Raw genomic sequence first — 10,635 nt, forward strand, 5'->3', positions numbered from 1 at the left:
AAGTATCGCATCCGCACTCGCGCCACAGCGGGTGCATTGTTCCTATTCTTTCGGCTAAATAAGCCCATTCCCATCGGTGTTTGCCGATAAGTCCTCATCCATTGGTGGGGATTCATGCGCTTTTTCTGGCTCATTATTTGGTCATGCCTTGGGCTTGCACCACCCGTTTCGGGGGTCGGAAGCCCTGCGTCCATTTCCGTTACGGAGCCCACTGAGCTTTTGGGCCAGAGGATTCTCTATTTTGAGGACCCCACAGGCGAAGAAAGCTACGCCAGCATTCAAAACAAAGCGCCTGAGAATTGGACGATTTCCAGCCAGGACATCCCCACCTTCGGTTTTACCAAGTCGCGCTTCTGGCTGAAGATGCGCATTGAAAATCCGGGCTCTGAGTCAGCGTTCCGCTATCTGGAGGCCGAGTACTCCCACTATGATGAGATCGTGTTCTACGTGCGCCGTGGACAGGAAACCAAGGAAATCCACCTGGGTGATCTCAAAAATTTCTCCGAGCGACTGATACCCTTTCGAAATTTCATCATCCCTTTGACGATCGAGGCCCAGAGCGAGATCGAAGTGCTGATCAGTTGCAAGACCTCAGGACCTCTTTTCTTTCCCATTCAACTCTGGACGCCGGATGGTCTTACTGTGGCCAAGGCCAAAGGGGATCATTTCGCAGGCTATTACTACGGCTTGCTCCTGGCCATGCTCTGCTACAATTTCTTTCTTCTGATCACCACACGCCGGCCCTTTTATCTGTACTACTGTCTGTACATTGGCGGCTTTGTGATGTTCCAGGCGTCGCTGCATGGCTTCGCGTTCCCCCTGCTTTGGCCCAATGCGCCCGGCTGGGCCAATCTCTGTGTGGCCTTTTTCCTTGGACTTTCGCTTTTTTGGATGTGTGTCTTTACCCGGAATTTTTTGGAAACCAGAACCCAGATTCCGCGCGCCGATCGATTGATCCAGGGCCTTATGCTGGTGTCACTGACAGTCATGTTCCTCTCGATTTTCGTTGGCTATGCGACCGCCGTCCGACTCGGCACCGTGGCGGCGCTGGTGTTAGGTCTTTATCTTCTGGGCTGCAGTGTTTATCTGCTGAAACGCTCGTATAGACCGGCCTATTTTTATATGCTGGCCTTCTCCATGTTCCTGTTTGGAATCGTGGTGAATGCTCTGAAGCAGCTCGGGATATTGCCACAGAGTTTCTTTGCCGAATACGCGATCCAGATCGGCCCTTGAAGTCATTCTGCTCAGCATGGCCTTGGGTCACAAGATTCGTTTTGAACAGCTGGCGGCTGCCAACAAAATCCAGGGGCTCAATGAATCACTGGAGAAGTCCTTGGATCAGGTCCAAAAACTCAACGCCGAGTTGATTGAAAAGGAAAAGGCGCGGACCGCATTCTTCCACAATACTTCCCACGAGCTGCGCACGCCTCTCAACGGGATTCTGGGCTTTGTCCAGCTCATTATCCAAAATCGCTTTGGTGAGGTGACTCAGGACGTCAGCCACCAACTGCGCAAAGTCCATCGCATTGGTGTTTCCCTCCTGCACCAGGTGAATGCCATTCTGGAACTGGCCAAGATCAAAAAGGGCCAGCAGGAGATGAGCTGGCAGTACATTGATCTGAATAACGTGGCGACGGAGATACGCTCCCTCATGGAAGGATTGGCGTTCAAATATCCGTCCACAAGCTGGAGCCTTGAGACATCCTGGGATCACGACACGGCCCCGATGCCTGAATACATTGGCGACCGTGAGAAACTCCTGACCATCCTCAGAAATCTTGTCGGGAACGCCTTTAAATTCGAACGCCCGGGTGCTGGCAATGTCGTGGTGGTGGTTTTGGATCTCAAGGATCCAGGCAGGCTTGCTCTTGAGGTCCGCGATCATGGGATCGGCCTCGCGGCGGATCAGATTCCGCGTATCTTCCAGGAGTTCTATCAGGTCGAGTCCGATGCACGTCGGCAGTACGAGGGTACAGGCCTCGGCATGGCGATCGTGAAAACATTTGTAGACCAGTGGGCAGGCTCCATCGATGTGCAGTCCACGCCAGGTTCTGGCAGTGTTTTCCGCATTCAGCTTCCCTGTGGCGAGGCCGCTCACGTTATGGCTCGGAAGGCACCTGAATTTGCAGGTCACAGCTCGATGCCAGCAGGCTTGCCGACGCCTGTCTCACCTGCATTATGCGTGGCGGGCAGGAGTGAAAAGATTCTGGTTATTGACGACAATCATACCAACTGCGAAGTTTTTCAGCATATTCTGGAACAGGACGGCTATCTGGTGACAAGCTGTCTGCGCGGTCGTGCGGCCTTGGACATGATGAACCAGGGTTATCGGCCCGATGTGATCCTGCTGGATTTAATGATGCCCGAAATGTCGGGCGAGGAAGTGCTGCTGCTGTTGCGCCGTGACATGAAGAAGGCCAGTATTCCTGTCATCCTGATCACGGCACGCGCCTCGGATGATGATCGGATCTTTGGTCTGAACCTCGGGGCTGATGATTACCTCGCCAAACCCATTGTTGCGGAAGAGCTTTTGCTGCGCGTGCGCAACATGGTTCAGCGCACCAAACTCACACAGGCGGCGTTGGAGCGCGAGCTGATTGAAGCGTCCCTGGCCCAGCTGCAGGAACTCAGCATCAAGAATGAACTGCAGACCCACGGGTCGCGTGACTTCTCGATCATTCAGCACTATCAGAGCGCCGAGCTTACAGGCGGTGACTGGTTCGGTGTGTTTCAGAATTCGAAAACCGATCGCATGTATATCCTGCTTGGTGATGTCACGGGACACGGCACGGCCTCGGCCTTGACGACACTCGTCATATCAGGCGGCGTGCGTGGTATTATCGAAACCCTAAGTCAGGACAGGGATCGTTACTCGCAGGCCGGCGAACTCTACTTTGTAGCGGAAACGCTGAATAAGATGATGCTCAAAATTTCCAGCACCTTGGAAAAATCCATGACCCTGGCCCTTGTCAGCCTGAACCGAGCCACAGGAGAGGCTTGTTACCTGAATGCTGGGCACAATGCGATTTACCTGGTCCGCGCGGATCACACGGCACAGTCGATCCTTGCGCCTGGAACACCGTTAGGCATGAGTATCGAACCTGAATTCGGCACCAGACAATTCCGTCTGGAAGAAAATGAATTTCTCTTTCTCTTCACCGATGGTTTGATTGAGAACCAGGGTCCCAATGGGGAACATTTTGCCTCGCGGGAACTGAAAAAGATTCTCGCAAGCTCGGAAAGACCCGACGCTGTCAAAGACGTGATCCTGGATCGGGTCAAACTTCTTTGGCAGAACAAGGCTCCTGAAGACGACGTCGCATTCCTGATTGTGAGTCGTGAGCCTTCTCTCGGCTCGGTGAGCCCAGATACTGACGATAAGCTTAAGGCGGCCAGCTAGCCGAGGAGCGGCCACACAAAAAATCTTGATCACATGGAAATAATGCGTTACTCGACACTCTTGAGCTTGTGTGAGTTAATAGCGCAGGAGTGAATCCATGAAATCCACCTTGCTTCCTTGCAGCAGGAGAAGTATGCAGCACTTGATCCGGTTCGCCAGTGTCTGCACCATGAGCGCGCTCGCCATGGCATGCGGCAGCAGCTCGGAAGACGACTCGCAAGGCAGCGAACCTTTTGCGACTCTCAATCTTGCAACAATTACTGCAACGCAAGTTTATACCACAACGGCCAAACCCTGGCTGAACTGTCGGGTCGCACCTGGCACCATGCAAACTGTAGTTTTTGAGCTGACGGCAGGCTCTGTAGTGGATGTGGTGAGCACAACGACCAAGCCCGCCAATGGCTTGATTTGGCTTGAAGTGAATCCGCGCGGCGACGTCGATCATAACACCTGCTGGCTGGCGGCTGATGATCGCGACCTGAAGCCATCCGATGAGATCGATGCGCCTCTGCTGTCCCTGAGTGCGCTCGTCTCCACTCAGGTTTTTAAGGTCGCATCGAACCTAATGTGTCGCGAAAATCCCAATAACAGTGCGCCCGTGGTTTTTGACCTGAAGCCGGACCTTATTCTTGACCAGGTTGCGACGGAATTTGGTCCAGCGTGGGCGGACCAGGCCTATTGGGTCAAAGTCAATCCCCGTGGCGATATCGATCATAACGAATGCTGGGTTCCTGGGCTGAAAGCAGCCTTGGCTCCTGTCCCCTGAGGCTCAGAAGGCTAGTGATCTCAAAAGGGGCAGGCCTGCGCCAGCCTCTCCAGCCTGCAGATGTCCGCAGCTCTCATTAAATCCCTGAACAATCACGGGCCTATATTCCCCTTAAAAAAAATTCGAAATTTCCTCGTCTCTTTTCCGATAGCAGCCTTGAATGTCATCATAAAAGGCCAGTTATGTCCGGAATATTTAAGATGAGCAAGCTGCAGCACGGTGCCCTTCGACGTAAGAAGAATCTTCTCCTGGGTACCATTCTAGGAATTATTACCATAGTCGGTGTCGGCGCCTTCCTGGCTCTTAAAACCGTCCAGGAAAACTTTCAAAGCACGATTCAGAACGAATTCGGGCTGAAGTCCATTTTGCACGAGTTGCGGGTCGAAATGCTTGAGATGAACCGCAATAAGCGCGATTATCTGCTGCAGGCCGATAGCTTCTCCGAAGAGCTCCATAGCGAGAGTATGGAGAAGATCGAAAAGCTCTCACATTCAATCAGCTATGCGCGGCAGGATGGGCAGTTGAAGATCCTGCTGCAGGAATTCGACCAGAATATCGACCTCTACAAGTACCGGTTATGTAAGTTACAACCAGCAGCAGGGCCTAAATCAGCCAAACTTTAACGACCTATATAGTAAACCGCAGCTTTCCTGCGACTTTCTGAGGGTTGGCGATTTCAGTGGATATGCTGTGGGCGGCTCAAGTTACCACATGATCAGCCTTAATAGTGAGGACCGAAGCGGAATCCGAATGAATCCGGGCGATGTCCAGGTCTGGAACTACGATGCCGGCGTAGGTGGCTGGCTGAAGGTGGCGGAAAGCGTGAATCTGGGGCTTGAGTATCGGGTTACCAATCCGCTCGACAGTGACCATACAAAGGTCAAGTATCCGGCTGGTGATGAATCAAAGAAGACTGAATTGACCAAAGTTAAGCTTAGTACAAATGAAGTTCTTGCTTCGCTGTCCTACGCTTTCTAAACCCTCTCTTCTCAATCCTTACCAAATCATCAACCTTACCAGCTCAGTTTCTGGTCGCGCTTCCCGAATATTCCCCTGACATGCCTCCCAAATAGAGAGTTTAATCATGGGAATGAAGTGGTATATCGGTCAGAGTTTGCGCGTTCGTTTGATGCTCACATCGCTGACGTCGCTTATCATAACTGGCGGTATCTGTACAGCTTTGGGGGGATTCAAAATTGCCAGCCTGTCTCAGGAATCCAAGCAGAACATGGCCCAGCTGGAATTGGCAGCAATATCAGGTCTGATTCAAACGAGGATTGACTCGACCTTCGATCTGGTGCGAACCCTGGCCCAGCTTTTTCAATCGCTGAGTGAACAAAAGAAAATGACACTGGAGCGCGATGAAGTGTTGGCCAGTTTCACCAGCATTTTACTGCAAAATCCGAACGTCCTCGGCATCTGGACAGTCTGGGAGCCCAATGCTTTCGATGGTCGAGACAAGGACTTTGTAAAGGCGGCTGGTCACGACGCCAGCGGACGGTTTATTCCCTATGTTGTCCGCAGCGCCGAAGGTAAAATCGTTGTCGAACCGAATATAGATTATGACAAGGATGGTGCTGGTGACTACTATCTGATTGCCAAGAGAACACAGAAAGAAGTCATGGTTGAACCCTACCTTTATAAAGTTGCAGGAAAAGATACCCTTATCACTTCAGTCGTAGTTCCGATTCTGGTGCAGGGTCGCTTTATAGGTGCCGTTGGCGCGGACATGACCTTGGAATTTCTGCAGAAAATGCTTGACGAAAGAGCCAAAGCCAATGGTGAGCAACAGCTCATTCTCATTTCCTTTGCCAAAAAAATTGCGGCATTTTCCGGCTCATCCCATTGGATTGCCAAACCGCTGGCAGAAGTCAAAGAGGATTTCTATCAACCCATTGCCGAATCACGCTTGAACGGAACCGACAGCCTGTTTCAGGATGACCAGAATCTATCGACCGTCAAAACTTTGCGCTTTGGCCGGGCTGAAAGCAACTGGTATCTCGAAGCGATCATTCCCAGTAAAGTGATTCGCCAGCCGGCTCGACGAGCGGTACTTCTGCTCGTGGGTCTCTCAAGCCTGGTGGCTGCCTTTTCGTTACTACTCCTTGGCTTGATCCTGACGCGAGTCAGCCGCGATTTGCAAACTGTCGTATCGCGCCTGAGGCAATCGATCGGCCTTGCGCTGAAGACTTCGAATTCGCTACGTGATACTTCGACCAAATCATCCAGCGCCGCCAACGAACAGGCGGCTGCGATTCAGGAGACGGTGTCCACACTCAACCAGATTACCGCGATGGTCAATCGGAGTGTGGAAAGCGCCAACACCTCGGCGCACAAAGCCGAATCCAGCTTTTCCATAGCCAACGAAGGCAAGAAGGAAGTCGATCGCATGCGTGAGTCGATGCACAGCATTGAAACTGCCATCACGGACATGCTCGCCCAGGTCCATGACAATAACCAGCGCATGGGTGAAACGGCGGCCATTATCGAAAAAATCGCTGATCGCACCAGTGTGATTAACGACATCGTCTTTCAAACCAAGCTACTTTCTTTCAATGCGTCGGTGGAAGCAGCTCGAGCAGGTGAAAACGGCAAGGGATTCGCCGTCGTCGCCGAGGAAGTTGGCAACTTGGCTCGCATGAGCGGAATCGCTGCAAAGGAAATCACCTGCCTGCTGCAGGCCAGCCGCAACGATGTGGGAATTATCATCGCGCAATCCAAAGAGCAGGTCACGCGATGGATGGAGATCGGAAAGGAAAAAGTTTCCGCGGGCGTTGCCATTGCCGATCGTTGTGATGAAATCCTCAGCGAAGTCGTCGACCATGTCGGCAGCGTAAAAACTTTGATGGAAGAAATCTATGCTGCCGCCAAAGAAGAAGCTGACGGCGTTAATAACATCACGACTGCTATGAATGAATTGGACAGTGCCACTCATTTAAATGCCGATATGGCTCATGAAACCATGGGATTCTCCAATGGCTTAAGCCAGGAAGCACAAAAACTGAATCAAGCCGTCTTTCAACTGACCGAAGTTGTCCTTGGCCGCCGTGATCCGAGTCGGGCTCTGCCATCGACCGAATCCAAAACATCGAAGGCCGAGGTTTTACCTCTCAAGAGCCACCCATCAGTCGAAGATTTTTCTGACGAAGACGACAACGATCAGGACATGGCAAAGGTCTCCTAAACCCTGATGGTGGAATAGACGAAACGCGCTAGTGGATGTAAAATGCCCAAAACTTGTAGCAGGGGCACAAACACTAGGTTTAAACCGCTCTATGGGATTATCATTCATGCGAACAACGGCCTTTTGCTTGGCAGCCGTTAAAGGTCTATGCCATTGATCATTTGCCCTGTTCAGGTTCCGTCGGCTGGGCCTTTGCTAAGTTCACCATTTCGCTGTCTTAGGCTTTTCCCATGAAATTCTATCGCGCCAAGCGAGCTTTTCAAGGTCTTATACATCTCTTCCACTCCCCACCTTGAGTGGTACAGAGAGGGAAATATTTTTCGAGGAAACCGTTTTCTATCAAGAAGAGTGGTTGCCAGGATGTATGTCTTTTGCTTGATATTATACTTGATCAGCCGGATCCTAACCGGCAGGAATTCAGCTTCTGGACATGTCCGTCTTATCTTTCCCAGAGATCCTTCTGCAGGACAAAATTCCAAAACCTTATCATTTGAAGTGCTTTTTGCGAAATTCTTAACTGCATTGAATGTTGCTTCGCAATCTATCCGCAGCACCATTTGAATGCCTGTCCTGACATGGTCATGAAAAATATTGAAACTTTGAAAACCCCGATCGTAGACAACAAGGTCTTGGGATGTTAGTAGTCTGAGATGATGTTTGGCACATGAGCGCTCGTCCCTTCTATGATCGAGCATAAAATCTACAGGTATCTTTGCTCGGAGATCATAAAGGCAGCTTATGAGAGCTTGTGGGTAAATTGACTGTGGATTTGAAGGAAAAAATCCTTCCGACATTAATTCCTTCGGAACGTTTATTTTTGACCCGTCTATGCAAAGAACTCTGAAACCACACCACTTGTAGTTACTGGTTTGACATTCATGCTCTATGATGGCTTTGTTGATGTCTTTGAAAATTTCGGGATCGAGTTTTTCTCGGGCATCAGAAAAGCTGGATTGAGAAATGGGTTTACGCACAGAAAGCACTGGAATTCTTTGCTTTGAGGCCAACCAAAATTCATTGATCAACGAAGCATAGCCTTGGTGCCTTTTCGAATTTATCATCTTCAAGATAAAAATCACGAGCATTAACGAATCAACTATTCGCTTCCTTTTAAAGCATTTCTTATCATACTGATCGGAGACTTTTTTGAAAATTGTCAGTACAGTTTCCCACGACGACGCAGCAATATCCAACTCAACCATGGTCCACCTCAATTTTGTACCAAGGTAGACAGCGAAACGCCTTTGATCAACAATAATGTTAAATACTTATGCTTTTAAGCGAATGCCATTGTATCGCGAAGGGCCTTATGGCGTTCTCGACAACATTCGTATCCAGGCCGATCACCGGATCATTAAGAAAACGAATAAGTTTCGGCCATTGGCCATCCATATAGGCAAGCGCCTGGCCAGTCAACTACTTCGGTGGCACCTTTGCCAAGGCCGTGTCCAGCCACATTCTCAGGTCGTCGATTACTTTCCTTGACTTTGTCTGTCGCGTCTGGAGACGAGCACCGGGGTCTGGACCCGTGCATTCATCCTCTATCAGATACAGCCGTTTGATTTCATCAATGGCATGCTGAGCATAACTTTCCTTGACTCCTGCTTTTTTACCTTTGACAGCTTCGACGAATTTACGACGAACATGGACCCAGTCTCCGACGAGGGTGATGCCGGGCGTAAGGCCAAGCTGCGCGTACCCTTCGTAGCCATCGGTTTGCGCATAGCCTTTGTAGCCACGAAATATTCTTAGAGGAATGTCGCTGGTGCGGGAGCGGGCAAATTCATATAGGATAATCTTTCTGCCATCCTCTCCGTGCCTTGCTGTAACCCACATAAAGGACTTGCTGGTGGGTTTCTTTCCTGTTCCTTTTAAAACCTGAACAGGGGTTTCATCGCAGTAGACCAGTGGTCCTTCAAGGATTTTATCCCGCAGAAGATTGATGAGGGGTGTAACAAGATCTCCGCAGCGGATCATCCGACTGGCGAGGGTTGCGCGAGGAATATCGCAACCGATCCTTTGCAAAATGCCTTCCTGACGATAGAGCGGCATTGAATCAGCATATTTTGCAGTGGCAACAAATGCCAGAAGACCAGGGCTTGCCATGCTTTTGGGAATAGGTTGAGGCGGCAACGGCATTGATTTTGGAACACACTCGCCGCAGGAACACGCATACTTGGGTCTGATAATCCGGAAGACCTGGACCTTGGCAGGCACAATGTCAAGCTGCTCTGTCACTTCCTCGCCAATACGCTGGAAGAGTTTGCCAGAGACAGAGCAAATTTTTTCATGATCGGGAAGGTCGATGATGCGTTCAATCCGGGGGATTCGCTCCGGTAGTGCTTTTCTCGCTGGCTTGCCACGAGGCTTTGCAGTGCCAGCTTTGGAATCATCTCCATCATCCATGGTAGTGTCTTGGAGTTCAGGCTCCGCATCAATTTCCGCCTCATTGAAAAGCAGCTGTTCACCTGGATGGCGATTGGCCTCACTCTTGGAGCCGAATTTCTGATGGCGGAACAATCTGACAAGCTCTTCAAGATAAGCTATATCATCGCGCTGGCGGGCGATCTCTTTGTCCTTCTGAACAAGGAGTGCCCGCAGAGTCTCGATTTCGCTGGATGAATTGTGGTTCAACGTTTCCATGACGGATGATATAGCACTGCCGCAGGCTTCATGTTTTCAGGAAAATGCTTCGTATCGCAGTGTTTCATGGGGTTTGGCCTTTACAATATCAAGGCCAGCAAGAAGCCATTCAATCTGTTCAGGTGAGACTTTGACAATGTCGTCCTGCAATTTTACAGGCCAGCGGAAGCGATCCTTTTCCAGGAGTTTTTGCCATAAGGCAAACCCGGTACGATCCCAGTAAACAGCCTTTATCAGGCATCTGTTTTTGCTTGCAAAGACAAAGAGTGCGCCGTCACAGGGGTTGTGCTGCATTTCGTCAACGATGATCTGACTGAGGCCGTTTATATTTTTCCTCATATCGACAAATTTCTTATGCAGGTATATTTCTGAAAATGATCGGGCATCGCGCATGTTTTCACCCTTCCAGCGCCTTGACGAACAGCGCGATCGCACTCGGTTCGGCTGTTAGAGGAAACTCCACAACAATTCTTTTTTGAACGATCACTCGGATGCCTTGAGGAACAGCCATCTCGATAGGCGTTGGTTGTATGGTGGAGCTGATGTCTTTTGGTTCTGGGGTTTTGATTTCGACAAGAGCAAAGGACTTGGGAGGGAACTTCTTTTTCCAGGAGTGAAGGAGGCTGTTGGATATGCCGTGTT

Annotated in this window: 9 protein-coding genes and 1 pseudogene; 6 read left to right on the forward strand and 4 right to left on the reverse strand. The window is 50.4% G+C overall.

The window, feature by feature from the left end; all coding sequences use genetic code 11:
• Positions 1–114: 114 nt before the first annotated feature.
• The 6 genes from VE954_RS31655 (at position 115) to VE954_RS31680 (ending at position 7,350) form a co-directional block, all read left to right on the forward strand.
• Positions 115–1,233 (forward strand): 7TMR-DISM family protein, encoded by a 1,119-nt coding sequence (locus VE954_RS31655; protein ID WP_324960541.1) that lies wholly within the window; start codon positions 115–117, stop codon positions 1,231–1,233.
• Positions 1,202–3,400 carry a SpoIIE family protein phosphatase gene (locus VE954_RS31660; protein WP_324960543.1) on the forward strand — a complete coding sequence of 733 codons (2,199 nt, stop codon included), beginning with the start codon at positions 1,202–1,204 and terminating at the stop codon, positions 3,398–3,400. The genes VE954_RS31655 and VE954_RS31660 overlap by 32 nt, the downstream gene beginning before the upstream one ends.
• Before the next feature lie 133 nt (positions 3,401–3,533).
• Entirely contained in the window at positions 3,534–4,166 is a 633-nt protein-coding gene (locus VE954_RS31665; RefSeq protein WP_324960545.1) for a hypothetical protein, read from the forward strand.
• Between the two features lie 200 nt (positions 4,167–4,366).
• Positions 4,367–4,789, forward strand: coding sequence for a hypothetical protein (locus tag VE954_RS31670; protein ID WP_324960547.1), 423 nt, complete (start codon positions 4,367–4,369; stop codon positions 4,787–4,789).
• Positions 4,790–4,916: 127 nt separating this feature from the next.
• The gene (locus VE954_RS31675) at positions 4,917–5,144 is read left to right on the forward strand and encodes a hypothetical protein (protein ID WP_324960549.1); all 228 of its coding nucleotides are present in this window, start codon (positions 4,917–4,919) and stop codon (positions 5,142–5,144) included.
• A gap of 106 nt (positions 5,145–5,250) precedes the next feature.
• A complete protein-coding gene (locus tag VE954_RS31680; RefSeq protein WP_324960551.1) occupies positions 5,251–7,350 on the forward strand; it encodes a methyl-accepting chemotaxis protein in 2,100 nt (699 codons plus the stop codon).
• A 170-nt stretch (positions 7,351–7,520) separates the two neighbouring features.
• Here the strand turns inward: VE954_RS31680 and VE954_RS31685 are convergent, their stop codons facing one another.
• The 4 genes and pseudogenes from VE954_RS31685 to VE954_RS31700 all read right to left on the reverse strand — a co-directional run.
• Positions 7,521–8,552, reverse strand: coding sequence for an IS4 family transposase (locus tag VE954_RS31685; protein WP_324960553.1), 1,032 nt, complete (start codon positions 8,550–8,552; stop codon positions 7,521–7,523).
• 58 nt (positions 8,553–8,610) lie between these two features.
• Positions 8,611–9,993: pseudogene (gene tnpC, locus VE954_RS31690) on the reverse strand (IS66 family transposase).
• Between the two features lie 36 nt (positions 9,994–10,029).
• The gene (gene tnpB / locus VE954_RS31695; RefSeq protein WP_324960555.1) at positions 10,030–10,386 is read right to left on the reverse strand and encodes an IS66 family insertion sequence element accessory protein TnpB; all 357 of its coding nucleotides are present in this window, start codon (positions 10,384–10,386) and stop codon (positions 10,030–10,032) included.
• Between the two features lie 4 nt (positions 10,387–10,390).
• Positions 10,391–10,635, reverse strand: a 245-nt coding sequence (locus VE954_RS31700; RefSeq protein ID WP_324960557.1) for a hypothetical protein, incomplete at its 5' end; no start/stop codon positions are given.

Source organism: Oligoflexus sp. (assembly GCF_035638955.1).
Lineage (GTDB): Bacteria > Bdellovibrionota_B > Oligoflexia > Oligoflexales > Oligoflexaceae > Oligoflexus.

Bases quoted from the DNA above. Each gene is read 5' to 3' on its own strand.
- VE954_RS31670 (WP_324960547.1), top strand. From the start codon at position 4,367: ATGAGCAAGCTGCAGCACGGTGCCCTTCGACGTAAGAAGAATCTTCTC.
- VE954_RS31680 (WP_324960551.1), top strand. From the start codon at position 5,251: ATGGGAATGAAGTGGTATATCGGTCAGAGTTTGCGCGTTCGTTTGATG.
- VE954_RS31665 (WP_324960545.1), top strand. From the start codon at position 3,534: ATGCAGCACTTGATCCGGTTCGCCAGTGTCTGCACCATGAGCGCGCTC.
- VE954_RS31655 (WP_324960541.1), top strand. From the start codon at position 115: ATGCGCTTTTTCTGGCTCATTATTTGGTCATGCCTTGGGCTTGCACCA.
- VE954_RS31685 (WP_324960553.1), bottom strand. From the start codon at position 8,552: ATGGTTGAGTTGGATATTGCTGCGTCGTCGTGGGAAACTGTACTGACA.
- VE954_RS31675 (WP_324960549.1), top strand. From the start codon at position 4,917: ATGAATCCGGGCGATGTCCAGGTCTGGAACTACGATGCCGGCGTAGGT.
- tnpB (WP_324960555.1), bottom strand. From the start codon at position 10,386: ATGCGCGATGCCCGATCATTTTCAGAAATATACCTGCATAAGAAATTT.